Here is a 26,728-nt window from a genome sequence, read left to right as displayed (position 1 = left end):
CCCACATTTGAAATGCATTCCCCTGTGGGAGCGAGCCTGCTCGCGAAGGGGCCCGTCAAACTAGCCCGGCATTCACCAACAACTCCTCCAGCGCTATCAAATCCGGCACCTTGGCCACCTGATCAGCCACCTGCACCGCCGCTTTTTCCAGCGAGCACAATGGCACGTCGACATAGCTCAGCTGGCTGTCGAGCTTGTACGAGCGCGGAATGCCCTGGACCAGCATCGCGATGAATTTCAGGTCGGGACGACCGCCCAGCGCATTGAGGATGATGATTCGCGCGCGCTCGCCGATGACGATTTTATTGCCGCACGCCGACTCGAAACTGAGCAAGGGAATCTGCCGGTTGCGCCAGGTGACGCGCCCCAGGTACCACGGCGGTGTATCGAGATCGAAGGCCGCGGGCTGGTAATCGATCAGCTCGGCGACGGCGACGTTGGGCAGGATCAGGTTGCGGTCGGCCAGGGGCAGCAGCAGGCCGGTGAGGTTGATGCTGCGCTGGTTGATGCGCTGCTCAAGCATGGGTTTTGCTCCATAGGGCAATGCTTTCGAGCAGTACCGATTCCTGGTACGGCTTGCCGAGGTAGTCGTTGACGCCGATGGCCATGGCCCGGTCGCGGTGTTTCTGGCCGGTGCGGGAGGTGATCATGATGATCGGCAGGTGCTGCAAACGTTCATCGTTGCGCACTTGTGTCGCCACTTCGAAGCCGTCCATGCGTGGCATTTCGATGTCCAGCAGCATGACATCCGGCATGTGTTCTTCGAGCAGCAGCATGGCGTCGACGCCGTCCTTGGCCGTCAGTACGTTCATACCGTGACGTTCGAGCAGACGGCTGGTGACCTTGCGCACGGTGACCGAATCGTCGACCACCATCACCAGCAACGGTCGTTGCGGCTCGATTTCAGTGTCGTGGCTTGGCGTGCGCTGCGGCACATGGGCTTGCAGGGCGCGAATCGGCGCCAGCAAATCGAGAATCAGCACCACCCGGCCATCCCCCAGAATCGTTGCCCCGGAGACGCCCTGCACCGCCGCGAACTGTGGGCCAAGACTCTTGACCACAATCTCTCGGGTGCCGGCCATGGCGTCGACCTGCACCGCGATGTGGCGCTCGTTGCATTGCACCAGCAGTACTGGCAACGGCAGGCTCTGGCCCAAGAGTTTTGGCCGGGGGCTGGTTTTCAGCAGCTCGCCCAGATAGCACAGCTCATAGCGTTGCCCGGCGTATTCATAGGTCGGCGGATCGAGACGGAAATGCCCTTCGAGCTCGTTGGGCAACACGCGGACGATCCCATCGATGGTGTTCAGCGGGATCGCATATTGATCCTCCCCGCATTGCACCATCAACGCCCGGTTGACCGACACGGTAAACGGCAGGCGGATACGGAAATGCACGCCCTGCCCGGCCACAGAGTCGATGCTCATGCTGCCGCCCAGTTGCCGTACCTCTTCGTGGACCACGTCCATGCCGACGCCACGCCCGGAGATCTGGGTGATTTTCTCGGCGGTGGAAAACCCCGGTTGCAGGATGAACTGCAACACGTCGCGGTCGCTGATTTCCGTGTCCGGGTCGAGCAAGCCACGCTTGATGGCCTTGCGTCGCACCGCGTCCAGCGGCACCCCGGCACCGTCATCGCGGATATCGAAAATGATGTCGCCGCCTTCGCGCGACAGATCAAGGGTGATGCGCCCCTGCGCCGGTTTACCCGCCGCGATGCGCGCCTCGGCGGACTCCAGACCATGGTCCACGGCGTTGCGCAGCATGTGCTCCAGCGGTGCCGCCATGCGTTCGAGCACGTTGCGATCCATTTCGCCTTCGGCGTTGCCGACGATGAACTCGACGTCTTTGCCCAACTCCTCGGACACCTGGCGAACAATGCGCTTCAAGCGCGGCAACATCCTTTCGAAGGGCACCATGCGCGTGCGCATCAGGCCTTCCTGCAACTCAGTGTTGATGCGCCCCTGTTGCTGCAGCAGGTTTTCCGCATCCTGGTTGCGCCGGTCGAGGGTTTCCTTGAGATCAAGCAAGTCGGAGGCGGATTCGAACAGGGCGCGGGACAGTTGCTGCAACTGCGAGTGCCGATCCATCTCCAACGGGTCGAACTCTTCGTACCCCAGGCGTTCGGCGTCGACTTGCTGGCGACTGAGGATCCGGCCCTGGGTTTCCGTGTCGAGGCGACGCAACTGATCGCGCATACGCTCGATGGTGGTTTCCATTTCGTTCAAGGCTGTTTGGGCATCGCTGACTTGCTGTTCGATCCGGCCGCGGAAGATCGACGTTTCGCCCGCCAGGTTGACCAGGTCGTCGAGCAGTTCCGCCGAGACCTTGACCATGTCCGCACCGGCGTCCTGTGGCAGCAGCGGCGTCTCGGCTTTTATCGCAGCAGGCAGCGCGACCGGTGCCGGGATTTCAGGGACCGTCGGATGGCTGAAATTCCTGATCGCATCGAGCAATCGGTCCGCCGGCGGCAACGGTTCCCCGGCACGGGCCGCGTCGAGCATTTGCGCCAGCCGGTCATGGCTGCGTTGCAGCAATTCAAACAACGTGGCCGTGGGTTTCAGTACGCCGGTGGATAAACCTTCGTAGAGGAATTCCAGCTCATGGGCCAGATCGCCGATCGGGGTGATTTCCACCATGCGCGCACCACCCTTGAGGGTGTGCAGGTCGCGCAGCAGGGTTTCCACGTCCTGGCGGTTCGAAGGCTCGGCCTGCCAGCGTACCAGTGCCGCGCCGGAACTCTCGATGATGTCGAAGCCTTCCTCGAGGAAGATATCCAGCAACTCGCTGTCATGATGAGTCGTGTCGTTGCCGGCCTCTGGCTCGATCACGTCGGTGTGGCCCGCGTGGCCCTGGCGAAAGGCGCGAATCGCTTCGACCAGTTCACCGGGATCGCCCAACGGCTGATGGCGCTGCAGCTGCTCAAGCATTTGTGCCAAGCGCTCATGGCTGTGCTGGAGCAACTGCGCCAGCACTTCGCTGTGGCTGTAGCGGCGGTCGACCAAACCTTCGTACAGGCTTTCCAGCTCATGGGCCAGGTCACCGACCGGCTCGACCTCGGCCATCCGCGCACCGCCCTTGAGGGTGTGCAAGTCGCGTTGCAGGGACGACAACGGTGCAGGGTTCTGCGGCTCGCCTAACCAGCGTTGCAACGCCTGGTTGGCGCTGTCGAGGATATCCACGGCTTCTTCGAGGAAGATCGCAACGATTTCATCATCGAGCTCGACTGCGCGATCCTTTGTGGGAGCGAGCCTGCTCGCGATGGACTCACTGGCACCGCGTTTATCCAATGACAACGCGTCATCGTTAACGTCCTTCGCGAGCAGGCTCGCTCCCACAGGGGAAAGTGTATTTTCAAGTTCCGCGGTGGCCTCACCGAGGTCACGGATGCTCAGGGTGCGGCTGCCGTCGCTGCGGATCAGGCCCATGGCCGATGGATCGAGACTCTGATCGAGCAAGCCGTGCAAGGCACGAATGCGCTCCGGGCGCGGGCTGACTTCCTGGCCGGCGGCCAGTTCGTCGAGCATGTTGATCAGTGCTTCGTGGGCACTTTGCGCCTCGTGGAAAAATGTCTCGCTGACGGCCAGGCTGCTTTCTTCCACGGCACCGTAGAGGTCGAGCAGGGCTTCGCAGAGTTCGTCCACCGGATGCAGGTCGGCCAGGTGCGCGCCCTCGCCAAGGGTGGTCAATTCGTCCAGCAGCGCGCTGAGCTCCTGACGCTCGCCGGGGTGTTGCTGCCAGCGCTGTAACAGACTTTCAGCGTCGAGCAGGATGTCCATGCCCTGGGCCAGGAAGTTGTTGATCAACTGCGGATCACGCTTGATCCGCGGACCGCTGCTGGGTCCATTCGAGAGACCTTGCAGACGCTCGACCAGCAACGCCCGGGCCTGTTCGATCAACGCAGGGGCGCTGGGGATTTCGGCCAGGGGATCGGTCTTGAGCTGGCGCAAGCCAAGGCGGAACAAGCCTTCGGCTTCCAGCAGCACATCAACTTCGTCCAGGTCCAGGGCGATCTGGTGCGCCTTGTATTCCCGGGCCAGTTGATCCAGCGGCGCGGCGAGCTCGACAATCGGCAAGACCCCGGCCATCGATGCGCTGCCCTTGAGGGTGTGCAAGGCGCGGAGCAACTCGTCACTGGCCTGCAAGGGCATGTGTTCGGCGGCCTGATCGAGAAAGCGGTTGAGGCTGGTCAAATGGGTTTCGGCTTCTTTGCGGAAGATCTCCAGCAACAACGGATCGAGCGCCGCGACGTCTTGCGTGTCTTCGTCGCAGGCCAGCTCACCACCTTTGGCCAAGGCATGGGCACGGGCGGCCAATTGATCGACATCGTTGCGCTGGCGTTGGGCATTATCGGCAAATTCGGTGACCAGTTCCGGCAACAGCGCTACTACATCACCCAGCAATTGCCGCACTGCGTCGCCCGGCGCCACGCTGTGTTCCAGTACACGGTTGAGCAGGTTTTCCACCGCCCACGCCAGCTCACCCAACACCAGCGCGCGGACCATCCGGCCACTGCCCTTGAGGGTGTGGAAAGCGCGACGCACCTCACCCAAAGCCGAGGTGTACTCAGGGTTGGCCGACCAGCGCGGCAAGTACTCCCGAAGGATTTCCAGCACCTCGTCGGTTTCTTCGAGGAACACTTCCCGCAGTTCGTCGTCCACCGGTTCCTCACCGGCGGGCGGCGGCAACAGGCTGCCCGGCGTGGTCAACGCGGGCGGATTGAGGGCGGATACCGGACTGGCCAGCACATCGGCCAGGGTCTGGACGACCGCCTGTGCATCCCGTTCCTGCATTTGTTGCATGACCTGCGCTTCGCTTGGGCTCAGCACATCCTCAAGCACCGGCACCTGCTGTCCGCTGGGCTTTTCGTTAGGAAAGAAGCCGAGGGATGCCAGGCTTTTTTCCGCGATGTCGAGCAACTGTTCACCGGGGGCTTCGGGGTCGTCGTTGAGACGTTCGAGGTAGTACTCAAGACTGGCGATGACGTCGGCCAGGCTGTCCAGTTCCTGCCATCCGGGCTGGCTAGGGTCGAGCATCAAATGTTCGCGGATGAAGTGGTTGCACGTTTCGACCAGGCCCGCCGCACGGTTCAACGGGATCATCGCCAGCGCGCCACGAACCTGGGTCAACAAGGCCGGCAGTGCCTGCAAATGCTGACGGTCCCAGTCGGCGTCGATGTAATCGACGATCATGTCCTTGGCCTCTTGCAGGCAGATGCGCGCTTCCTTGATCACGATCTGATGAATCTGCGTCAGGTCGGTGGTCGGCAGACGGCTTTCTTCCTGGCTCTCGGGCTCCACGGTGCCCACCATGCCGGCCAGGGTCGCTTCGACGTAGAGCAAAGCCCCGGCGACGTCCATGAGGGTCGCGTCATCGGGGGCGCGCTGGCCTTGGGCGAGGCTCAGTACCACGGCCAGTTGATCGATAATCACCTTGCGCGGCTGGCCGAATCCCAGCACCGCCAGGGTGTCGGCGATTTGCCGCAGCGGTGCCAGCAGGCTGTCGAGGTCCGAGGCGTGTTGCCGGTCGCTGCGCACGAACAGGTCCAGGCGCTCCTTGACTCGCACCAGCTCTTCACAGAGCGCCGCCAATACCGAGCGCATGGCGTCGCGGTCGGGGCCGGCCAGCCGCGCGCGTTCTTCATCGACCATCGCGCTGTCAGGCAGCGCGTCATCCAGTCCGTAGCGATCTTTCATGGTCAGCATCTGCCCGATGGGGTGTTCGGCTTTGGCAATGTAGAACAGCAAACTCTTGAGCAGCTCCGGCGGCGCCGGTTGATTGATCGCGGGCATCCCCTGTTCGAGCAGGCGCTTGAGTTCTTTGTCGGCGTCCTTGAACAGACTGCGCAAGGCCGGGCTGTTGGCGATCGCACCGCCACGCATGCCTTCGACCAGCGCCGAAGCGACCTGCCACAACGGGCTCAAGGGTGCGTTGCCGCACAAGCTTTCCAGGCGGGAAAACACCTTGGCCAGATATCCCAGGTGGGTGTCGTCATCCTGCTCGCGCAGCAAGCCGACCAGGGCCATTTGCAGCATCTGCCGCAACTTGCGCAGCACATTCGGCAGTTCCGCCGGCTCCAGCAATGCCAGGGACTCGGCGTCCAGAGGTGGCAGGTCCGGCCATTGCGGGCTGAACAGGCTGGTTTCCGACAGCAGGCTTTCACCACGGGCACTGCGCAGGTCGTTGATCAACGGCAGCACCACCAGCGGCAAGTCGCGACGGGCGCCTTGAACCCGGTCGAGGTAGATCGGCAGTTGCCCCAGGGCTTGCAACATCAGGTGCAGCGCTTCGTCACGGTGGCTGACGCGATTATGTTGCAAGGCGGCGGTCAATTGCTCCATTTCTTCGGCGAGCAGGGCCGCGCCGTAGAATTCGACCATCTGCAAACTACCGTGAACCTGATGGATGCACGCCAGGCAATCGCTCAGGGCGTGCGTCGCCTGCGGATCATCAAGCTGGGTTTCGATCGCGTGATGAGCCTGCTTCAGCGTTTCGGCAATCTCGCCTTTGACCCATTCGAGGGCCACATAGTCGTGCCGATCACCCATAACCACTCCAGTTTTCGCTTCAGTCACGTTGCATCAGTCAAATTGCAGGCGCCCGCAGGCGGTTCAAACTTTGTCGGTCACCTGTGTCTTGGTGGCCGGCAAGGTGAAACCGGACACCGACCGCCGCAGCTGACTGGCCATTTTTGCCAGGTTGCCGATGCTCTCGGCGGTGGCGGTGGAACCGGACGAGGTCTGCGTGGTGATCTGCTGGATCACGTTCATCGTCAGGGAAATCTGACCGGCAGACGACGTCTGTTGCTGTGCGGCGTTGGAAATGCTCTGGATCAGCGCCGCCAGGGTTTTGGAAACCCCTTCGATTTCCTCCAGGGCCACACCCGCATCCTGCGCCAGACGTGCGCCGCGCACCACTTCGGTGGTGGTCTGTTCCATGGAGATGACTGCTTCGTTGGTGTCGGTCTGGATCGCCCGCACCAGGGTTTCGATCTGCCGGGTGGCGGCCGAAGAGCGCTCGGCCAGCCGTTGCACCTCGTCGGCGACCACCGCGAAACCGCGCCCGGCATCCCCGGCCATGGACGCCTGGATCGCCGCATTGAGCGCGAGAATGTTGGTCTGATCGGCAATGTCATCGATCAGGCTGACAATGTCACCGATTTCCTGGGAAGACTCGCCAAGACGCTTGATCCGCTTGGCAGTGTCCTGAATCTGTTCGCGAATATTGTCCATGCCGTGGATGGTGTTGTGCACCACCTCGTTGCCCTTGTTGGCGATTTCCACCGAACGTTCGGCCACCGCCGAGGATTCAGCGGCGTTGGCTGACACCTGATCGATGGATTCGGCCATGTCGTTGATCGCGGTGGAGGCTTCGGAAATCTGCTGCGCCTGATGCTCCGAAGCCTGCGCCAGGTGCATGGCGGTGGCCTGCGTTTCCTGCACGGCGGCGGCGACCTGGCCGGCCGTCAGGTTAATGGTCGCCACGAGATCGCGCAGCTGGTCCACGGAATAGTTGATCGAGTCGGCAATGGTGCCGGTGAAGTCTTCGGTCACCGAGGCGGTCACGGTCAGGTCACCGTCGGCCAGGTCTTCGATTTCGTCGAGCAGTCGCATGATTGCGTTCTGATTGCGCTCGTTTTTCTCGGCGGTTTCCCGCAGCTGGCGATTGGTTTCGCGGACCATCACCAGACCGATGAGGATGATCGACATCAATGCCGCCAGACCCAGCACATAGCCGCCAATGGTGTCGGTGTTGCGCCCGCTGGCGAGGTTTTCGAAACCGCCGGCCAGGTGCGAGGCTTCGTCGAGCAGGGTCTGCGAGAGGCTGAAGATATTGGTGGCCGACTCGCGGACCTTGAACAGCTCCGGCGAGGTTTCGAGGATTTCATCCACCGAGCCGGAGACGAACTCGAACAGCTCGGAAATTTCCATCAGGCGCGCCCGCGCATCACGGTCTTCAACCTGGCTGACCCGCAGCGCTACATTGCCCTGGAGCATGCCGTTGAGTACCTGGCCGAACCGCGCCGCGTCGCGACCGAAGACGTCGGCCGCCTGCTGCGAGTTTTCGTCGCCGGACAGCACCGTGTTCACAGCGCCCAGAATGCGTTCGGCCAGCAGTGATTGACGCTGGGCCATCGCCACCTGGGCAGCCGGTGCGCCCCGCTGCAGGAGGATCTCCACCACTTTCTCGTATTCAACCTGCAACTGCGGCACGGTTTCGGCCAGGGTCGCGGCCACCTGATGCAGCGACAGCACGGTCTGCTCGCTGGAAAGAATGGCGTCGGTGTTTTTCAGCAGGCGCTCCCAGTCCATCTGCACCGCGCGCATTTCCGGGCGCACGACCGCTGGTGCCGGCGGCAGGCCGGTGGAAGGGTCGCCTTTTTTCAGATAGCTCCAGCGCTGGGCAAAATCATTGCGCGCATCGCTGAGCAGCTTGAACGCTGCGGCCTTGCCGGCGGCGGCTTCGGTGGCGTTCTTGGCAATGCGCTGGGACAAGACACGCAGCTCGCCGGCGTGACCGATGTACTGTTTGTCGTACGTCGCCTGGGTGTTGAGGTACGCGAAGTTGGCAAACAACAGCATGATGAAGATGATCAGCGCGATGAACAGCGCGATGATCTGCGAACGACTGCGCGACCCTTCCATTGGCTTGCCTGTTTTAGCTTTTATCATCGGTCTTCGCCTGTTAACCAACCATCTTCTAACCTGACGCGATCCCTGTGGGAGCTGGCTTGCCAGCGATAGCATTACCTCGGTTCAATGTGAGACCGAGTCGCCTGCATCGCGGGCAAGCCCGGCTCCCACAGGGTCCGCGTTTATAGCGCAATGTTCATGAATCCTTGGGACCTCGCCAGCGCAAACGGGCTGAACACCCGCCAGCTCTGCTCGCCTTCAAAGCAACCGTCGACAAACGCCGACATCGGCCCCGAGACGTCATCTGCCGGCACCGGCTTCAGGCTGTTGCGGGCAAAGTGCTGGAGGCCGAAGACCTCATCGACCATCAGCCCGGCGAACACCTCTTGATGCTCCACCACCAACACCCGCCGCTGCTTGCGCGGCGTCGAAAGCTCATGCCCGAACTCTTTACCCGAAAAGAAAGCACTCAAATCCATGATCGGCAGCAAGCGCCCACGCAGGTTGGCCACACCCTTGACCCAGGACTTGACGCCTGGCACCTGGGTAAAGCGCGGCTCATGCAGCACTTCACTGACTTCGCCCATGGGCGCGACGTACCAGTGCTCACCCAGGCGAAAGCCGATGCCGCTCCAGCTGTCCTGTCGGGTCGGCTGGGACGGCAAGTCCGCCGCCAGCAGACGACAGCGCTGGTCGATCTGCAGCAACAGCTCAAAGGCCGTCAGCGACTCGGTCATGGCCGGACAATCAACCCGGCAGCACGTTGTTCAGGGTTCTGATCAGGGTCTCTTCATCAACCGGCTTGGTCAGATAGTCCTTGGCACCCTGGCGCGTGCCCCAGACCTTGTCGGTTTCCTGATCCTTGGTGGTGATGATGATCACCGGGATGTGCCCGGTTTCCGGATCTTTGGTCAGCTGGCGGGTGGCCTGGAACCCGTTGAGGCCGGGCATGACGATGTCCATCAACACCGCATCGGGTTTTTCCAGGCGGGCCAGGGCCACGCCATCGGCGCCGTTTTCGGCTTTCAACACTTCATGACCGTGCTTTTCCAGCATGCCGGTCAGTTTGTACATTTCAGTCGGCGAATCATCGACGATCAGAATACGTGCCATGGTCTTCCCCATTCTTGTCGACACAAGGCCCGTTGGCCGAGCATCACTTCTGGTGTCTTACTGCGGCAAAACGGCGGCGAAGCCCGGAACATGGGCCTGGATCGCGTTCAGCAGTTCTTCCTTGCTGAAAGGCTTGGTCAAAAACTGGTCGGAGCCGACGATGCGCCCCTTGGCCTTGTCGAACAGCCCGTCCTTGGACGACAGCATAATCACTGGCGTGGACTTGAACGCACTGTTGTTCTTGATTAAAGCGCAGGTCTGATAGCCATCCAGACGCGGCATCATGATGTCGACGAAGATGATGCCGGGGTGATTGTCTGCAATCTTGGCCAGGGCATCGAAACCGTCGATGGCCGTGATGACCTCACACCCCACGTTCTTGAGCAGCGTTTCGGCGGTACGGCGAATCGTCTTCGAATCATCGATCACCATGACCTTCAAGGCGCTGGGTTGCTGTTCCATAATTGCTCTACCGTCGCCTTTACGAATCTATTTGTCCATTTGCAGTGGGTCGAGGGCCCGAAACCCTTGATGCTCAAGGGCCAGCACAACATGGCAGCCTTTTTAGCACAGTCTCCAATGCCAATCTATCGGCCGACCTTCGAGGTGGTTTTTCCTTGACCGCAAACCCACGCAGCGCCACTCTGACGCCACTTTTAAACGGTCCTTTTGGTCTGATCTTCTTACTGTGGGAGCGAGCCCGCTCGCGAATGCGGTGTGCCAGGCAACAACAATGTCACTGACACGCCCTCTTCGCGAGCAGGCTCGCTCCCACAGAAGATCGATACAGGCTCCCCAACTTCAGAGGAAACACCCATGAGCGTTCGCGTCGGGATTGTCATGGACCCTATCGCCAGCATCTCCTATAAAAAGGATAGCTCGCTGGCCATGCTGCTGGCCGCGCAGAAGCGTGGCTGGGAACTGTTCTATATGGAACAGCGCGACCTGTACCAGGCCGAAGGCCAGGCCCGGGCGCGGATGCGTCCGCTGAAAGTGTTTGCCAACCCGGAAAAATGGTTCGAGCTGGGCGCCGAAAACGACGCGCTGCTGAGCGATCTGGACGTGATCCTGATGCGCAAGGATCCGCCGTTCGACATGGAGTTCGTCTATTCCACGTATTTGCTGGAACAAGCCGAAAGTGCCGGCGTGCTGGTGGTCAACAAACCGCAGAGCCTGCGCGACTGCAACGAGAAACTGTTCGCCACGCTGTTCCCTCAGTGCACGCCGCCGACCATCGTCAGCCGCCGTCCGGATGTGCTGCGCGAATTCGCCGACCATCACGGTGACGTGATCCTCAAGCCGCTGGACGGCATGGGCGGCTCCTCGATCTTCCGCCACACCGCGGGTCACCCGAACCTGTCGGTGATTCTCGAAACACTGACGCTGCATGGTCAGCAGCAGATCATGATCCAGGGCTACCTGCCGGCCATCGTCGATGGCGACAAACGCATCCTGATGATCGACGGCGAGCCGGTGGACTACTGCCTGGCGCGCATTCCCGCCGCTGGCGAGACCCGTGGCAACCTCGCCGCCGGCGGCCGTGGCGAAGCGCGCCCGCTGACCGAGAAAGATCGCTGGATTGCCGCGCAAGTCGGTCCGACCCTGCGGGAAAAAGGCCTGCTGTTCGTCGGCCTCGACGTGATCGGCGAGCACCTGACGGAAATCAACGTCACCAGCCCGACCTGCATCCGCGAGATCGACAATGCGTTCGGCACTGACATCGGCGCAATGCTGATGGATGCCATCGATCAGAAGCTCAAGGCACGTTGATTAGCCAAACCAACATTGCGTTATCATGCGCGGCCTGTGAAAACGCGATGTTGGTTTCCTTGTCATGACCCTCCCGTCCGATCTGCCCCCCGAACTCGCCCATAGCGGCGTGCGCCCGGCCGATCGCCTCGGTTTTACCCTGTTTCTGGCGGCGCTGGTGCACCTGGCGTTGCTGTTGGGCGTCGGCTTTACGGTGGTCGAGCCCCAGCAAATCAGCAAAACCCTGGAAATCACCCTCGCCACGTTCAAAAGCGAAAAGAAGCCGGAAAAGGCCGATTTTCTTGCTCAAGAGAATCAGCAAGGCAGCGGCACCCTGGATAAAAAGGCCATTCCCAAGACCACCGAGGTCGCGCCTTTCCAGGACAACAAGGTGCAGAAAGTCACGCCACCACCGGCAGCCAAACCTGAAGTGCAGGAAGCGGCGCCCAAGGCGGCCGTGACCACCGTCGCGCCGAAGCCGAAAAAAGCCGCCACAAAAACCGAAGAACCCAAGCCCGTCACCAAACCTGCAGTGGCCGCGCCGACGTTCGATGCTGAACAGCTGTCGAGCGACATCGCCAGCCTGGAAGCGGAACTGGCCAACGAACAGCAGCTGTACGCCAAGCGCCCGCGCATCCACCGCTTGAGCGCCGCCTCGACCATGCGCGACAAGGGCGCCTGGTATAAAGACGAATGGCGCAAGAAGGTCGAGCGCATCGGCAACCTGAATTACCCCGACGAAGCCCGGCGCAAACAGATTTACGGCAACTTGCGCCTGATGGTGTCGATCAACCGTGACGGCTCGCTGTATGAGGTGCTGGTACTGGAATCCTCCGGGCAACCGCTGCTGGATCAGGCGGCCCAGCGCATCGTGCGTCTGGCGGCCCCGTTCGCTCCCTTTACCGGGGATTTGTCGGATATCGACCGCCTGGAAATCATCCGCACCTGGAAATTTGCGCGCGGGGATCGCCTCTCAAGTAATTGACCCCCCGCAAATGCCCCTTGTGGGAGCGAGCCTGCTCGCGAATGCGGTGTGTCAGGCAATACCAATGTCACTGACACTCCCTCTTCGCGAGCAGGCTCGCTCCCACAGTGGTCCGAGCCGTTATCAGGGTTTAGGCCATTTCCTGTGCATCCCCAGCTTGTCAGTTTGTCCCTCCGACGCCACACTAGCGCTCATGAAAAACGTCAGCCCCAGCTACCTCAAGCATCACTTCCTGATCGCCATGCCTCACATGGTCGACCCGAACTTTGCGCACACCTTGACCTACATCGTCGAGCACACGGCCAATGGTGCCATGGGGCTGGTGGTCAACCGCCCGCAGGACCTGAACCTGGCCGATATCCTCGAGCAATTGCGCCCCAATATCGAACCGCCGGTCCTCTGCCAGCATGTGCCGATCTTCATCGGCGGGCCGGTTCAGACCGATCGTGGCTTTGTTCTGCATCCGTCGGGCAAGACCTTTCAGGCGACCGTTGATCTGGAAGGTGACTTGTCCTTGTCGACCTCCCAGGACGTACTGTTCGCCATTGCCGATGGCGTCGGCCCGGCAAAAAGCCTGATTGCCCTCGGCTACGCCGGTTGGGAAGCCGGCCAGCTGGAAGCCGAACTGGCCCAGAACGCCTGGCTGACCTGCCCGTTCGACGCCGACATCCTGTTCAACACCAGCAGCGAACTGCGCCTGGAAGCGGCGGCCAAGCACCTGGGTGTCAACCTCAGCCTGCTCACCAGTCAGGCGGGGCACGCCTGATGGCCCTGCGGTTGATTCTGGGTTTTGACTACGGCACCAAACAGATCGGCGTCGCGGTCGGCCAGGTGATTACCGGCCAGGCCCGCGAGCTGTGTACCTTGAAAGCGCAGAACGGCATTCCCGACTGGGATCAGGTCGAAGCGCTGATCAAAGAATGGAAGCCCGATGCCGTCGTGGTCGGCCTGCCGCTGAACATGGATGGCACGCCCAGCGACATGTGCGTGCGTGCGGAAAAATTCGCCCGCCGCCTCAACGGCCGCTTCAACCTGCCCTTCTACACCCACGATGAGCGCCTGACCACCTTCGAAGCCAAGGGCGAACGCCTGGCCCGTGGCGGGCAGAAGGGCAGCTACCGCGACAACCCGGTCGACGCCATCGCCGCCGCCCTGCTGCTGCAAGGCTGGCTCGACGAAAACAGCGCGCTGTTCGAATCCTGACGTCACTAATCCTGAAGAGCCGCCAGCGTCTCTTTATAGCTGCAACCCGAGCCATCTCAAGCGACACCCGTCTCGGGCCCAAGAAGGAGCAACCATGAGCCTGCCAAATCCCGCCGAACTGATCAGCCAGATGGCGATCCGGCTTGAAGCCTACCTGGCCAAACGCGGCATCAGCGAACCGCGCTACATCGGTATCCGTACCGGCGGCGTCTGGGTCGCCCAGGCCTTGCTCAAAGAGATGGGCAACAATGAGCCCCTCGGCACGCTCGACGTTTCCTTTTACCGCGACGACTTCAGCCAGAACGGCCTGCACCCACAAGTGCGCCCCTCGGCCCTGCCGTTCGAAATCGAAGGCCAACACCTGGTGCTGATCGACGACGTGTTGATGAGCGGCCGGACCATCCGCGCCGCCATGAACGAACTCTTCGACTATGGCCGCCCGGCCAGCGTGACACTCGTGTGCCTGCTGGATCTGGACGCCGGCGAGCTGCCGATCCGCCCGAACGTACTGGGCGCGACCCTGTCCCTGGCGGCCCACGAACGGGTGAAGCTGTCCGGCCCGGAGCTTGCGCTCGAACTGCAAGACCTCGCCCTTTAATTCGCCCTATTGAGAGTCCCCCTTGCGATGACGCCTCTAGAAACCAAGCGCCCGCTGCAGCTCAATGACCAGGGCCAGCTGCGCCACTTCCTCTCGCTCGACGGTTTGCGCCGCGAGTTGCTGACGGAAATCCTCGACACCGCCGACTCCTTCCTTGAAGTCGGCGCCCGGGCAGTCAAAAAGGTCCCGTTGTTGCGCGGCAAAACCGTGTGCAACGTGTTCTTCGAGAACTCCACCCGCACCCGCACCACCTTCGAACTGGCGGCCCAGCGCCTGTCGGCGGACGTGATCACCCTGAACGTGTCGACATCGTCGGCAAGCAAGGGCGAAACGCTGCTCGACACCCTACGCAACCTGGAAGCCATGGCCGCCGACATGTTCGTCGTGCGCCACGGTGATTCCGGTGCCGCACACTTCATCGCCGAACACGTTTGCCCGCAAGTGGCGATCATCAACGGCGGCGACGGTCGTCACGCCCACCCGACCCAGGGCATGCTCGACATGCTGACCATTCGCCGGCACAAGGGCGGCTTCGAAAACCTTTCCGTGGCCATCGTCGGCGACATCCTGCATTCGCGGGTGGCGCGCTCGAACATGCTGGCGCTGAAAACCCTGGGGTGCCCGGACATCCGCGTCATCGCGCCGAAAACCCTGTTGCCGATCGGCATCGAGCAATACGGCGTGAAGGTCTACACCGACATGACCGAAGGCCTGAAAGACGTCGACGTGGTGATCATGCTGCGCCTGCAGCGTGAGCGCATGACCGGCGGCCTGTTGCCCAGCGAAGGCGAGTTCTACCGCCTGTTCGGCCTGACCACCGCGCGCCTGGCCGGCGCCAAGCCCGATGCCATCGTCATGCACCCTGGACCGATCAACCGTGGTGTGGAGATTGAGTCGGCGGTGGCCGACGGCCCGCACTCGGTGATCCTCAACCAGGTGACCTACGGCATCGCGATTCGCATGGCCGTTTTGTCCATGGCCATGAGCGGGCAGACTGCGCAGCGCCAATTCGAGCAGGAGAACCTTCAGTGAAGCTCAGCATCCTCGGCGCCCGCGTCATCGATCCGGCCAGCGGCCTGGATCAAGTCACCGATATCCATATTGAAGCCTGCAAGATCGTCGCCATCGGCGCCGCGCCCGCCGGTTTTGTCGCCGTCGACACCCTCGACGCCAAAGGCCTGGTGGCCGCCCCTGGCCTGGTCGACCTCAACGTCGCCCTGCGCGAACCGGGCTACAGCCGCAAAGGCTCGATCACCAGCGAAACCCGTGCCGCCGCGGCCGGGGGTATCACCAGCCTGTGCTGCCCGCCGAAAACCAAACCGGTCCTGGATACTTCGGCGGTGGCCGAATTGATCCTCGACCGCGCCCGCGAAGCCGGCAACACCAAAGTGTTCCCGATCGGCGCGCTGAGCAAAGGTCTGGACGGCGAACAGCTGGCCGAATTGGTCGCCCTGCGCGATGCCGGTTGCGTGGCCTTCGGCAACGGGCTGGAGAGTTTCCGCAACACCCGTACCCTGTGCCGGGCGCTGGACTACGCGGCCACCTTCGACTTGACGGTGATTTTCAACTCCCAGGATCACGACCTCGCTGAAGGCGGTCTGGCCCATGAAGGCCCGACCGCGAGTTTCCTCGGCCTGCCGGGCATTCCGGAAACCGCCGAAACCGTCGCCCTGGCCCGGGACCTGCTGCTGGTTGAACAAACCGGCGTGCGCGCGCACTTCAGTCAGCTCACCAGCGCACGCGGCGTGGCCCTGATCGCCCAGGCACAGGCCCGTGGCTTGAAGGTCACGGCCGACGTGGCGCTGTATCAGCTGATCCTCACCGACGAAGCCCTGATCGACTTCAGCAGCCTGTATCACGTCCAGCCGCCGTTGCGTACCCGCGCCGACCGCGACGGCCTGCGTGAAGCGGTGAAATCGGGCGTGGTCTCGGCCATCTCCAGCCATCACCAACCCCACGAGCGAGACGCCAAACTGGCGCCATTCGGTGCCACCGAGCCTGGGATCAGCAGCGTTGAATTGTTGCTGCCATTGGCGATGACGCTGGTGGAAGATGGTTTGTTGGACTTGCCAACGTTGCTGGCACGTTTGAGCGCCGGTCCTGCCGAGGCGTTGCGCCTGCCGGCCGGCAAACTGGCGGTGGGTGGGGCGGCGGATATCGTGCTGTTCGATCCTGCGGCTTCGACCGTGGCCGGTGAGACCTGGCTGTCCAAGGGCGAGAACTGCCCGTTCATAGGCCACACTCTGCCGGGCGTGGTGCGCTATACCCTGGTGGACGGCCGGATCAGCCACCAGGCGTAAGACCGCGTTGCTTGCATTCGCGAGCAGGCTCGCTCCCACAGGGTTATGTATTGACGCTGGACTAGCAGTCAACACACCCACTGTGGGAGCGAGCCTGCTCGCGAAGACTTACTAAAGGGCTCAGCGACGCTGAGCGTTACGCAGCGACACCTGATCATTCAGCGTCCAGAAGTCATACAACACTCCCAGGAAGAACAGCCCGCCGGTCAGCAGGTACACCAATCCGCTGATCCATTTCCCCTGATACATCCGGTGTATGCCGAATACCCCGAGAAACGTCAGCAGAATCCACGCAACGTTGTATTCGATCGGCCCGGCGGTGAACCGCAGGTCCGCTTCGCGGTCCATGGCCGGGATCAGGAACAAGTCGATCAACCAGCCAATCCCCAGCAATCCGAAGGTGAAGAACCAGATCGTCCCGGTCACCGGCTTGCCGTAATAGAAGCGGTGAGCACCGGTAAAACCGAAAATCCACAGCAAGTAACCGATCACTTTGCTGTGTGTGTCTTGGTGCGGGATGGGCGGTTGATAGGTGTTCATGAAGGACCTCGATTCACACGATAGATAAATATTCTTTAAATCTTTGTGACTTTTTTACGAGCAGCCGACGTATGGCAACTGCTACTGTCCCTTCCGCCAAACCCTTATGGCACCTGACTTCTGTCGGACAATTGCGTCAATTTACCGCTTATTTGGTTCCGTTAGACCCCGATGGAATCGACAAACGGCCTCGGAATGCCAAAAAAAGCTGTTATAAAGTTGCGCGCTAACCCATACGAGCCTTGCCTAATGCGTCCATTTTTCAAGACATGGCTAACCATTTGCCTATTATTGCCACTGGCCGCCCACGCCACCAATCGTGAGCAACGTCTTCCGAACGTTAATGGTTACACCCCAAAATCCCATGCTTCGGCTCCTTCGAGCAAAAGCAAGAAATCGCTCAAGAACGCTCCTCAGCTGATCAGCAAGAGCAGCCTGGTTCCGCCAATGGGGACCAAGGAAAGCAGCAACGTCCTGAGCCGCGCTGTCAACGTCCTCGGTACGCCTTACCGTTGGGGCGGCAGCAGCCCGAGCAAAGGCTTCGATTGCAGCGGCCTGGTGAAATACGCGTTCAATGACGCCTCGTTTGACCTGCCACGCACATCCAATGCCATGGCCAGCGGTCATGGCGAGAAAGTCGATCGCAAGGACCTCAAGCCGGGCGACCTGATTTTCTTCAACATCAAGAGCCGTCGAGTCAATCACGTTGCCATCTACTTGGGCAACGACCGCTTCATCCACGCACCTCGTCGTGGCAAGTCGGTGACCATCGACACCTTGAAGAAACCGTATTGGGAAAAGAACTACGTGGTTGCCAAAAGGGTTCTGCCGAAAGAACCCAAAGCGTTGCAGGTTGTTCAGCGCTGACTTCAGCGTCTTGAATCCTCTTCGGACATAACGCCCTCTTCGCGAGCAGGCTCGCTCCCACATTGGAATGCATTTCACTGTGGGAGCGAGCCTGCTCGCGAAGGCGTCCTTGAAACCAACGCAATTCCCTCAAAAATTATCCGGCGACCGCGCCTTCTCCCGCGCCTGCTCGCGACTGACCACCCCCCGGGCAACCAAATCCTTCAAGCCCATATCCAGCGTCTGCATCCCCAACGACCCGCCCGCCTGAATCGATGAGTACATCTGCGCCACCTTGTCTTCGCGGATCAGGTTACGGATGGCCGACGTACCCAGCATGATTTCGTGGGCAGCTATACGCCCGCCGCCGATTTTCTTCACCAGCGTCTGCGACACCACCGCCAGCAACGATTCGGAGAGCATCGAGCGCACCATGGGTTTCTCGTCCCCCGCAAACACGTCGACGATCCGGTCGATGGTTTTCGCCGCCGATGTGGTGTGCAGCGTACCGAATACCAGGTGACCGGTTTCGGCGGCGGTCAGGGCCAGGCGAATGGTCTCCAGGTCGCGCATCTCGCCCACCAGAATCACGTCCGGGTCTTCGCGCAGGGCCGAGCGCAGGGCGGTGGCGAAGCTGCGGGTGTCGCGGTGGACTTCGCGCTGATTGATCAGGCATTTGCGCGACTCGTGAACGAACTCGATCGGATCTTCGATGGTGAGGATGTGGTGATGACGATGGCTGTTCAGGTAGTCGATCATCGCCGCCAGCGTGGTGGACTTGCCTGAGCCGGTCGGCCCGGTCACCAGCACCAGGCCACGGGGCGCGTCGGTCATCTTGCGGAACACGTCGCCCATGCCCAGTTCATCCATGCTCAGGACCCTGGACGGGATCGTGCGAAACACCGCGCCGGCGCCGCGGCTCTGGTTGAACGCGTTGACCCGGAAACGCGCCACACCGGGCACGTCGAAGGAAAAGTCGGTTTCCAGGTGCTTTTCGAAGTCCACCCGCTGGGTATCGTTCATGATGTCGTAGATCAGTGCCTGCACTTCCTTGTGGTCCAGGGGCGGCAGATTGATACGCCGCACATCGCCGTCGACGCGGATCATCGGTGGCAGGCCAGCGGACAGGTGCAGGTCGGAAGCGCCTTGTCTGGCACTGAACGCCAACAACTCAGTGATATCCATAGCCCCCCTCAATTCCAGTAGAATGCCGCCAACCTCAGACCTGCTGGCGCCTCTTGAATGTCCACCATAGCAGACAACATTGAACTGGTTAGTTCGCGCATACATGCCGCAACACTCGCCGCCAATCGTGACGAAAACAGCGTTCAGCTGCTGGCCGTGAGCAAGACCAAACCCGCACAGGACCTGCGCGAAGCCTATGCCGCCGGCCTGCGCGACTTTGGTGAAAACTACCTGCAGGAGGCATTGGGCAAGCAGCTCGAATTGGCCGACCTGCCCTTGATCTGGCACTTCATCGGCCCCATTCAATCGAACAAGACTCGCGCCATCGCCGAGCACTTCGACTGGGTGCATTCCGTGGATCGCCTGAAAATTGCGCAACGCCTGTCCGAACAACGCCCGGCCGATCTACCGCCCTTGAACATCTGCATCCAGGTCAACGTCAGCGGCGAAGCCAGCAAATCCGGCTGCGCCCCGGCCGACCTGCCGGCCCTGGCCAACGCCATCAGTGCCCTGCCGCGCTTGAAATTGCGCGGGTTGATGGCCATTCCCGAGCCGACGGAAGATCGCGCCGCTCAAGATGCCGCTTTTGCCGCCGTACAAAACCTGCAAGCCAGCCTCAATCTACCGCTCGACACACTTTCCATGGGCATGAGCCACGATCTCGAATCGGCCATCGCCCAGGGCGCCACTTGGGTCCGTATCGGCACGGCTTTATTCGGTGCCCGTGACTACGGCCAGCCTTAAATACTTTCTTTATAAGGACCTGACATGAGCAAGACGCGTATTGCCTTTATCGGTGCCGGCAACATGGCTGCCAGCCTGATCGGCGGCCTGCGGGCCAAAGGTCTGGACGCCGCGCAGATCCGCGCCAGCGATCCGGGTGACGAAACCCGAGCCCGCGTGAGCGCCGAACACGGCATTGAAGTGTTCGCCGATAACGCCCAAGCCATTGAAGGCGCCGATGTGGTCGTGCTGGCGGTCAAACCCCAGGCGATGAAAGCCGTCTGTGAAGCCATCCGCCCAAGCCTGAAGCCTGGGCAACTGGTGGTTTCGATCGCGGCCGGCATCACCTGCGCCAGCATGAACAACTGGCTCGGCGCCCAGCCAATCGTGCGCTGCATGCCCAACACCCCCGCGCTGCTGCGCCAGGGTGTAAGCGGTTTGTTTGCCACCGCCGAGGTCTCCGTCGAACAACGTCAACAAGCGGAAGACCTGCTGTCAGCCGTTGGCATCGCGCTGTGGTTGAACGAAGAGCAGCAACTGGACGCGGTCACCGCCGTTTCCGGTTCCGGCCCTGCGTACTTCTTCCTGCTGATCGAAGCCATGACTGCCGCCGGCGTGAAGCTCGGCCTGCCGGCGGACATTGCCGCCCGACTGACCGTGCAAACCGCCCTGGGCGCCGCGCACATGGCCGTGGCCAGCGACGTCGACGCCGCTGAGTTACGTCGTCGCGTCACTTCGCCTGCGGGCACTACAGAAGCAGCCATCAAGTCGTTCCAGGCCGATGGCTTCGAAACACTGGTCGAAAAAGCACTCGGCGCCGCCGCGCACCGCTCCGCCGAGATGGCTGAGCAACTCGGTCGCTAATCAGCACTTAAAAAGGAATCAATAATGCTCGGACTCAATGACGCTGCCATTTTTGTGATTCAAACCCTGGGCAGCCTGTATCTGCTGATCGTGTTGCTGCGCTTCATCCTGCAATTGGTGCGGGCGAACTTCTACAACCCGCTCTGCCAGTTCGCCGTAAAGGCTACCCAACCACTGCTCAAGCCACTGCGCCGGGTCATCCCGAGCATGTTCGGCCTGGACATGTCCTCGTTGGTATTGGCGCTGCTGGTACAGATGGCACTGTTCGCGGTCATCCTGCTGCTCAGAGGCTACGACATTGATGTGCTGTTTCTGGCGCCTTGGGCACTGATCGGTATCTTCGCGCTGTTTTTGAAGATCCTGTTCTGGGCGATGATCATCAGCGTGATCCTGTCCTGGGTCGCTCCGGGTAGCCATAACCCGGGCGCGGAACTGGTCCAGCAGATTTCTGAGCCGGTACTCGCGCCGTTCCGCCGGATCATTCCGAACCTGGGCGGCCTCGACATCTCGCCGATCTTCGCGTTTATCGCCCTGCAATTGCTGCAAAGCTGGCTGATTCCGCGCCTGGCGTACTACGCGCTGATGCCGAAGGAACTGTTCGGCCTGATCTGATTCAGGCTAACCGCGTCATCGTTCTTCGCGAGCAGGCTCGCTCCCACATGGGAATGCATCCCCCTGCTCGCGAATGGCACACCTCGGTCTTCCCGGGAAAAAACAGGCCCGGCCTTTGCTTGCCGCTAACCCCAGCGGTCTTTAGACTTACGCCTCATTTCAACGAGAGCAGGGTCGATGCCAGCTGCCTTCCCCCCCGATTCTGTTGGTCTGGTGACGCCGCAAACGGCGCACTTCAGCGAACCCCTGGCGTTGGCCTGCGGTCGTTCGCTCGCGGCCTATGACCTGATTTACGAAACCTACGGCACGCTGAACGCCACGGCGAGCAATGCCGTGCTGATCTGCCACGCCTTGTCCGGCCACCACCACGCGGCCGGTTTCCACAGCCCCGCCGACCGCAAGCCCGGTTGGTGGGACAGCTGCATCGGCCCTGGCAAGCCCATCGACACCAACAAGTTCTTTGTCGTCAGCCTGAACAACCTCGGCGGCTGCAACGGCTCCACCGGCCCGAGCAGCACCAACCCGGAAACCGGCAAGCCATTCGGCGCCGACTTCCCGGTGCTGACCGTGGAAGACTGGGTGCACAGCCAGGCGCGCCTGGCGGACCGGCTCGGCATCGGCCAATGGGCCGCTGTCATCGGCGGCAGCCTGGGCGGCATGCAGGCGTTGCAGTGGACCATTACTTACCCGGACCGCGTGCGCCATTGCCTGGCCATCGCCTCGGCACCCAAGCTGTCGGCGCAGAACATCGCCTTCAACGAAGTGGCGCGCCAGGCGATCCTCACCGACCCCGAGTTCCACGGCGGTTCGTTCCAGGAGCAAGGCGTAATCCCCAAGCGCGGGCTGATGCTGGCGCGGATGGTCGGGCACATCACTTACCTGTCCGACGACTCCATGGGCGAGAAATTCGGTCGCGGCCTGAAAAGCGAGAAGCTCAACTACGACTTCCACAGTGTCGAGTTCCAGGTCGAAAGCTACCTGCGCTATCAGGGTGAAGAGTTCTCCGGGCGTTTCGACGCCAACACCTACCTGCTGATGACCAAGGCCCTGGACTATTTCGATCCGGCAGCCAGCTTCGACGATGACCTGGCCAAGACCTTCGCCAATGCCACCGCCAAGTTCTGCGTGATGTCGTTCACTACCGACTGGCGCTTCTCCCCGGCTCGTTCACGGGAACTGGTGGACGCGCTGATGGCTGCACGCAAGGACGTCTGCTACCTGGAAATCGACGCGCCGCAAGGCCACGACGCCTTCCTGATTCCGATCCCGCGCTACCTGCAGGCGTTCGGCAATTACATGAACCGCATTACGTTTTGAGGAAGACATGAGAGCCGATCTGGAAATCATCCAGGAATGGATCCCCGCCGGCAGCCGCGTGCTCGACCTCGGTTGCGGCGACGGCGAACTGCTGACCTGGCTGCGCGACAACAAGCAAGTCACCGGTTACGGCCTGGAAAACGACGCGGACAACATCGCCGAGTGCGTGGCCAAGGGCATCAACGTCATCGAGCAGGACCTGGACAAGGGCCTGGGCAACTTTGCCAGCAACAGCTTCGACATCGTGGTCATGACCCAGGCGCTGCAAGCGGTGCACTACCCGGACAAGATCCTCGACGAAATGCTTCGGGTCGGCCGCCAGTGCATCATCACGTTCCCGAATTTCGGTCACTGGCGCTGCCGCTGGTACCTGGCAAGCAAGGGCCGGATGCCGGTTTCCGAGTTCCTGCCGTACACCTGGTACAACACGCCGAACATCCACTTCTGCACCTTCGCCGACTTTGAAGCCTTGTGCCGCGAACGTGAAGCCAAGGTCATTGATCGGCTTGCCGTGGATCAACAGCATCGGCACGGGTGGGCCAGCAAGCTATGGCCTAATCTGTTAGGTGAGATCGGCATTTACCGCGTCAGCAGCCCGGGGCTTGCAGACCACAAGGTCGCGGTCTGAACACCTTATTTGGAGGAGAACGATCATGGGTCGTCTAGCGCTGTTTCTACTCACCGCCTGCCTGAGCGTCACGGTCATGGCCGCCGATGCGATCAAAGGTGATCGCAAGGAAGTCTTCGGCGACACGACGGTGCACTACAACACCTTCAACTCCACCTTCCTGACGCCGGACATCGCCAAGGCCGCGGAACTCACCCGCAGCAAGAATCAGGGCGTGATCAACATTTCGGTGCTCAAGGATGGCAAGCCGCAGATGGCCCAGGTCAGCGGCACAGTCAAAGACCTGACCAGCCAGAGCGTGAACCTGAAATTCAAACAGATCACCGAACAAGGCGCGATCTACTACATCGCACAATTTCCGGTACCCCAGCAGGAAACCCGCACCTTCGACATCAAGGTGCAGACCGGTGACAAAATCAACTCCATCAACTTCAACCAAGAGCTCTTTCCCGGCGAATGATCAACTTCACGCAACTCGTACTCGCCAGCCATAACGCCGGCAAACTCAAGGAACTCCAGGCCATGCTCGGCGAATCGGTGCAACTGCGCTCGATCGGCGAGTTCAGCAGCGTGGAGCCTGAAGAAACCGGCCTGTCGTTCGTCGAGAACGCCATCCTCAAGGCCCGCAATGCCGCGCGCATTTCCGGCCTGCCGGCACTGGCTGACGATTCGGGGTTGGCGGTGGACTTCCTGGGCGGCGCACCGGGCATCTACTCGGCGCGTTATGCCGACGGCAAGGGCGATGCAGCCAACAACGCCAAACTGCTCGATGTGTTGAAGGACGTCCCGCAAGCCGAACGCGGCGCGCAGTTCGTCTGCGTGCTGGCGCTGGTGCGGCATGCCGACGATCCACTGCCGATTCTCTGCGAAGGCCTGTGGCACGGGCGTATTCTGACCCAGGCCAGCGGCGAGCACGGTTTTGGCTACGACCCGTTGTTCTGGGTCCCGGAGCGTGATTGCTCCAGCGCCGAGCTAAGCCCTAGCGACAAGAACCAGATCAGTCACCGCGCCCGTGCAATGGATCTGCTGCGCCAGCGTCTGGGCTTGAAATGACCATTGAATCATCCGCGCCGCCGCTGATCTTCGGCGGCGCGCAAACGCCTCGGGCGGCCCTGCCAGTGCTGCCGCCCCTGGCGCTGTACATCCACATCCCGTGGTGCGTGCGCAAATGCCCTTATTGCGATTTCAACTCCCACACCGCCAGCCCGGTGCTGCCGGAAGAAGAGTACGTGGACGCGCTGTTGGCCGACCTCGATCTGGACCTGCACGCCGTCTACGGTCGCGAGCTGAGTTCGATCTTCTTCGGTGGCGGCACGCCTAGTCTGTTCAGTGCCGAGGCATTGGGCCGTTTGCTCAAGGGTGTCGAGCAGCGCATCCGCTTTGCCAGCGACATCGAAATCACCCTGGAAGCCAATCCGGGGACCTTCGAACAAGAGAAATTCGTCGCCTACCGTGCGCTGGGGATCAATCGCCTGTCGATCGGCATCCAGAGCTTTCAGCAAGAGAAACTCAAGGCACTGGGACGGATTCACAATGGCGACGAAGCGGTGCGAGCCGCCGGCATGGCGCGCCAGGCCGGGTTCGACAACTTCAACCTGGACCTGATGCACGGTTTGCCCGATCAATCCCTGGACGATGCGCTGAGCGATCTGCGCCAGGCCATCGCCCTGAAGCCGACCCATTTGTCCTGGTACCAGTTGACCCTGGAGCCGAACACGGTGTTCTGGAACCAGCCGCCGACGCTGCCGGAAGACGACATGCTGTGGGACATTCAGGAAGCGGGTCAGGCGTTGCTCGCCGAACACGGTTACGCCCAGTATGAGGTCTCGGCCTATGCCCAGCCCGGTCGCCCGGCACGGCATAACCTCAATTACTGGAGCTTTGGCGATTTCATCGGCATCGGCGCCGGCGCCCACGGCAAGCTCAGCCATCCGGATGGACGCATCATCCGCACTTGGAAAACCCGCCTGCCGAAAGACTACCTGAACCCGGCAAAACGCTTTCAGGCCGGCGAGAAAACGCTGACCAATGACGAAATGCCGTTCGAGTTCCTGATGAACGCCCTGCGCCTGACCGCGGGTGTCGAATCGCGCTTGTACCCGGAACGTACCGGGATGCCCCTGGAAAGCCTTGCCCAAGGCCGCCGTGAAGCCGAACAAAGTGGCCTGTTGCAGGTCGAACCGTCACGTCTGGCGGCCACCGAGCGCGGACAGCTATTCCTCAACGACTTGCTGCAGAATTTTCTGACATAAGGAAATCGAATGGACTTGGTACTCGACCTGCTCGCCACCGTCTCTCGCTGGAGCCGCAGCAACCTCTCGGAAATTGCCCTGGCCCTGGTGGGCTGCCTGCTGGTGCTGTTCGGCGCGGACTTCAAAGGCTGGGTCGAGCAACGCCTGGGCAGCATCGCCGGCGCCTTGCGCGTCCCGCTGATGGCCCTGCTGTGCATGATCGGCAGCGGCGCGGCGTTGATCTATGCCACACCGTGGATCGTCAAGGGTTTGAGCCAGTTCAACAACTACAGCCTGGCGCCGGTGTTGTTGGTGGTGTTGGTATTGATTGGCGTAGTCGCAGACCGCCGCTGATCGTTGGCAACATCCAAAGCCACTGTGGGAGCGAGCCTGCTCGCGAATGCGGTACATCAGACAACATTTATGTCGCCTGACACTCCCTCTTCGCGAGCAGGCTCGCTCCCACAGGTTTTACGCCAGTTTTTCGAACTTCAGGTCCCACACCCCATGCCCAAGCCGTTCGCCACGGCGTTCGAACTTGGTGATCGGGCGCTCGGCCGGGCGTGGCACGCACTTGCCGTCTTCGGCCAGGTTGCGATAACCCGGTGCGACGTTCATCACTTCCAGCATGTATTCGGCATACGGTTCCCAGTCGGTGGCCATGTGCAGAATGCCGCCGACCTTCAACTTACTGCGCACCAACTCAGCGAACGACGCCTGAACGATGCGACGCTTGTGGTGACGGCTCTTGTGCCAAGGGTCCGGGAAAAACAGCATCAGGCGATCGAGGCTGTTGTCGGCCACGCAACGATTGAGCACTTCGATCGCATCGCAATCGTAGACCCGCAGGTTGGTCAGGCCCTGGGTCAGTACGCCATTGAGCAGCGCACCAACACCCGGACGGTGCACTTCCACGCCAATGAAATCCTGCTCCGGCGAAGCGGCAGCCATTTCCAGCAGCGAATGGCCCATGCCGAAACCGATTTCCAGCGAGCGCGGTGCCGAGCGGCCGAATACCTGGTCGAAGTCCACCGGCGCGTCGGCCAGGGGCAACACGAACAACGGAGCGCCCTGCTCCAGGCCACGTTGCTGGCCTTCGGTCATGCGCCCGGCGCGCATCACGAAACTCTTGATGCGGCGGTGTTGGCGCTCGTCGCCTTCTTCCGTCTGGATAGGCGTGTCTTTCGATTCAGTCATCAATGGC

The 26,728-nt window shown here is 61.4% G+C and carries 26 protein-coding genes; 17 read left to right on the top strand and 9 right to left on the bottom strand.

Translation table 11 applies throughout. The features are described from left to right. Window positions 1–55: 55 nt before the first annotated feature. From CKW21_RS24045 to pilG, 6 genes are all read right to left on the bottom strand, one after another. Window positions 56–523: a chemotaxis protein CheW gene (locus CKW21_RS24045; RefSeq protein ID WP_095196382.1), complete on the bottom strand. Its 468-nt coding sequence runs from the start codon at window positions 521–523 to the stop codon at window positions 56–58. After that, window positions 516–6,545, bottom strand: coding sequence for an Hpt domain-containing protein (locus CKW21_RS24040; RefSeq protein ID WP_095196381.1), 6,030 nt, complete (start codon window positions 6,543–6,545; stop codon window positions 516–518). The genes CKW21_RS24045 and CKW21_RS24040 overlap by 8 nt, the downstream gene beginning before the upstream one ends. Before the next feature lie 63 nt (window positions 6,546–6,608). Continuing rightward, on the bottom strand, window positions 6,609–8,669 hold the full coding sequence (locus CKW21_RS24035; RefSeq protein WP_095196380.1) for a methyl-accepting chemotaxis protein: 2,061 nt from the start codon (window positions 8,667–8,669) through the stop codon (window positions 6,609–6,611). Window positions 8,670–8,812: 143 nt separating this feature from the next. Then, on the bottom strand, window positions 8,813–9,367 hold the full coding sequence (locus CKW21_RS24030; protein ID WP_095196379.1) for a chemotaxis protein CheW: 555 nt from the start codon (window positions 9,365–9,367) through the stop codon (window positions 8,813–8,815). A gap of 10 nt (window positions 9,368–9,377) precedes the next feature. Further along, the gene (gene pilH, locus CKW21_RS24025; RefSeq protein WP_095196378.1) at window positions 9,378–9,743 is read right to left on the bottom strand and encodes a twitching motility response regulator PilH; all 366 of its coding nucleotides are present in this window, start codon (window positions 9,741–9,743) and stop codon (window positions 9,378–9,380) included. Window positions 9,744–9,800: 57 nt separating this feature from the next. Continuing rightward, the gene (gene pilG, locus CKW21_RS24020; RefSeq protein WP_046053663.1) at window positions 9,801–10,205 is read right to left on the bottom strand and encodes a twitching motility response regulator PilG; all 405 of its coding nucleotides are present in this window, start codon (window positions 10,203–10,205) and stop codon (window positions 9,801–9,803) included. Between the two features lie 354 nt (window positions 10,206–10,559). Here pilG and gshB point away from each other — a divergent pair, with 354 nt between their 5' ends. The 7 genes from gshB (at window position 10,560) to CKW21_RS23985 (ending at window position 16,578) form a co-directional block, all read left to right on the top strand. Further along, window positions 10,560–11,513: a glutathione synthase gene (gene gshB, locus CKW21_RS24015; protein WP_095196377.1), complete on the top strand. Its 954-nt coding sequence runs from the start codon at window positions 10,560–10,562 to the stop codon at window positions 11,511–11,513. A 64-nt stretch (window positions 11,514–11,577) separates the two neighbouring features. After that, window positions 11,578–12,477: an energy transducer TonB gene (locus tag CKW21_RS24010; protein ID WP_095196376.1), complete on the top strand. Its 900-nt coding sequence runs from the start codon at window positions 11,578–11,580 to the stop codon at window positions 12,475–12,477. 193 nt (window positions 12,478–12,670) lie between these two features. Then, window positions 12,671–13,243: a YqgE/AlgH family protein gene (locus tag CKW21_RS24005; RefSeq protein ID WP_095196375.1), complete on the top strand. Its 573-nt coding sequence runs from the start codon at window positions 12,671–12,673 to the stop codon at window positions 13,241–13,243. Then, window positions 13,243–13,680 carry a Holliday junction resolvase RuvX gene (ruvX, locus tag CKW21_RS24000; RefSeq protein ID WP_095196374.1) on the top strand — a complete coding sequence of 146 codons (438 nt, stop codon included), beginning with the start codon at window positions 13,243–13,245 and terminating at the stop codon, window positions 13,678–13,680. The genes CKW21_RS24005 and ruvX overlap by 1 nt, the downstream gene beginning before the upstream one ends. 94 nt (window positions 13,681–13,774) lie before the next feature. Then, window positions 13,775–14,278: a bifunctional pyr operon transcriptional regulator/uracil phosphoribosyltransferase PyrR gene (gene pyrR, locus CKW21_RS23995; RefSeq protein ID WP_095196373.1), complete on the top strand. Its 504-nt coding sequence runs from the start codon at window positions 13,775–13,777 to the stop codon at window positions 14,276–14,278. 27 nt (window positions 14,279–14,305) lie between these two features. After that, complete coding sequence (locus CKW21_RS23990) at window positions 14,306–15,310, top strand: aspartate carbamoyltransferase catalytic subunit (RefSeq protein WP_095196372.1); 1,005 nt, start codon at window positions 14,306–14,308, stop codon at window positions 15,308–15,310. Continuing rightward, window positions 15,307–16,578 (top strand): dihydroorotase, encoded by a 1,272-nt coding sequence (locus CKW21_RS23985; protein WP_095196371.1) that lies wholly within the window; start codon window positions 15,307–15,309, stop codon window positions 16,576–16,578. Before CKW21_RS23990 ends, CKW21_RS23985 begins: the two co-directional genes overlap by 4 nt. Window positions 16,579–16,698: 120 nt before the next feature. Here the strand turns inward: CKW21_RS23985 and CKW21_RS23980 are convergent, their stop codons facing one another. Next, the gene (locus CKW21_RS23980) at window positions 16,699–17,118 is read right to left on the bottom strand and encodes a TM2 domain-containing protein (protein WP_095196370.1); all 420 of its coding nucleotides are present in this window, start codon (window positions 17,116–17,118) and stop codon (window positions 16,699–16,701) included. A gap of 249 nt (window positions 17,119–17,367) precedes the next feature. Between CKW21_RS23980 and CKW21_RS23975 the strand changes: the two genes are divergently transcribed. After that, window positions 17,368–17,985, top strand: coding sequence for a C40 family peptidase (locus tag CKW21_RS23975; RefSeq protein WP_095196369.1), 618 nt, complete (start codon window positions 17,368–17,370; stop codon window positions 17,983–17,985). A 129-nt stretch (window positions 17,986–18,114) separates the two neighbouring features. Here CKW21_RS23975 and CKW21_RS23970 read toward each other — a convergent pair whose 3' ends face one another. Then, window positions 18,115–19,149: a type IV pilus twitching motility protein PilT gene (locus CKW21_RS23970; RefSeq protein WP_095196368.1), complete on the bottom strand. Its 1,035-nt coding sequence runs from the start codon at window positions 19,147–19,149 to the stop codon at window positions 18,115–18,117. A 57-nt stretch (window positions 19,150–19,206) separates the two neighbouring features. Here CKW21_RS23970 and CKW21_RS23965 point away from each other — a divergent pair, with 57 nt between their 5' ends. The 9 genes from CKW21_RS23965 (at window position 19,207) to CKW21_RS23925 (ending at window position 25,878) form a co-directional block, all read left to right on the top strand. Next, entirely contained in the window at window positions 19,207–19,893 is a 687-nt protein-coding gene (locus CKW21_RS23965) for a YggS family pyridoxal phosphate-dependent enzyme (RefSeq protein WP_095196367.1), read from the top strand. A 24-nt stretch (window positions 19,894–19,917) separates the two neighbouring features. Then, window positions 19,918–20,736, top strand: a complete 819-nt coding sequence (gene proC, locus CKW21_RS23960; RefSeq protein ID WP_095196366.1) for a pyrroline-5-carboxylate reductase — start codon at window positions 19,918–19,920, stop codon at window positions 20,734–20,736. A gap of 24 nt (window positions 20,737–20,760) precedes the next feature. Next, window positions 20,761–21,348 (top strand): YggT family protein, encoded by a 588-nt coding sequence (locus CKW21_RS23955; protein ID WP_095196365.1) that lies wholly within the window; start codon window positions 20,761–20,763, stop codon window positions 21,346–21,348. A gap of 177 nt (window positions 21,349–21,525) precedes the next feature. Continuing rightward, a complete protein-coding gene (locus CKW21_RS23950) occupies window positions 21,526–22,665 on the top strand; it encodes a homoserine O-acetyltransferase (protein ID WP_095196364.1) in 1,140 nt (379 codons plus the stop codon). 7 nt (window positions 22,666–22,672) lie between these two features. Further along, entirely contained in the window at window positions 22,673–23,293 is a 621-nt protein-coding gene (gene metW, locus CKW21_RS23945; protein ID WP_060542415.1) for a methionine biosynthesis protein MetW, read from the top strand. A gap of 25 nt (window positions 23,294–23,318) precedes the next feature. Then, entirely contained in the window at window positions 23,319–23,753 is a 435-nt protein-coding gene (locus CKW21_RS23940) for a DUF4426 domain-containing protein (RefSeq protein ID WP_095196363.1), read from the top strand. Continuing rightward, on the top strand, window positions 23,750–24,346 hold the full coding sequence (gene rdgB, locus CKW21_RS23935) for an RdgB/HAM1 family non-canonical purine NTP pyrophosphatase (RefSeq protein ID WP_095196362.1): 597 nt from the start codon (window positions 23,750–23,752) through the stop codon (window positions 24,344–24,346). The genes CKW21_RS23940 and rdgB overlap by 4 nt, the downstream gene beginning before the upstream one ends. After that, window positions 24,343–25,545, top strand: a complete 1,203-nt coding sequence (hemW, locus tag CKW21_RS23930) for a radical SAM family heme chaperone HemW (protein WP_095196361.1) — start codon at window positions 24,343–24,345, stop codon at window positions 25,543–25,545. The genes rdgB and hemW overlap by 4 nt, the downstream gene beginning before the upstream one ends. Window positions 25,546–25,554: 9 nt before the next feature. Then, window positions 25,555–25,878, top strand: coding sequence for a DUF3392 domain-containing protein (locus tag CKW21_RS23925; protein WP_075946317.1), 324 nt, complete (start codon window positions 25,555–25,557; stop codon window positions 25,876–25,878). A gap of 117 nt (window positions 25,879–25,995) precedes the next feature. Here CKW21_RS23925 and trmB read toward each other — a convergent pair whose 3' ends face one another. Further along, a complete protein-coding gene (trmB, locus tag CKW21_RS23920) occupies window positions 25,996–26,721 on the bottom strand; it encodes a tRNA (guanosine(46)-N7)-methyltransferase TrmB (RefSeq protein ID WP_095196360.1) in 726 nt (241 codons plus the stop codon). Window positions 26,722–26,728: the final 7 nt, after the last annotated feature.

The organism is Pseudomonas sp. Irchel 3A7 (assembly GCF_900187565.1).
Classification (GTDB): domain Bacteria; phylum Pseudomonadota; class Gammaproteobacteria; order Pseudomonadales; family Pseudomonadaceae; genus Aquipseudomonas.
This window is presented reverse-complemented; position numbering and strand designations above follow the sequence as displayed.